At 50.2% G+C, this 273-nt stretch carries 1 protein-coding gene; it reads right to left on the reverse strand.

Annotated features, from left to right (window positions below):
- A partial coding sequence (locus SM754_RS20255; protein WP_323677945.1) for a hypothetical protein occupies positions 1 to 273 on the reverse strand: 273 nt, incomplete at both ends.

Here is a 273-nt window from a genome sequence, read left to right on the forward strand (position 1 = left end):
TCCTTCTCTCCATTGACCTTCTTGATGTGGCTCTTGATGGAGTGGTTCTCCTCAAGAACGAGCTTTGAGCGGGTTTCAGTCTTCATTACTTCTTGTCCGTTGACGTTGACAGTGTAAAGGGAGCGGACCTCGGATTCCTTAAGCTCTTCGTTATCCAAAACGTAGGTGTAGACAGTTTGTGGGCGGATGAGCTCGGTGTCCTTCTCGCATTCTGGGCACTCGGAAGAGTAACGAAGTCCGTAAGCGATCTCGGAACGTTCGGTGCACTTATCG

It is taken from the genome of Halorubellus amylolyticus (genome assembly GCF_034808145.1).
GTDB lineage: Archaea > Halobacteriota > Halobacteria > Halobacteriales > Natrialbaceae > Halorubellus.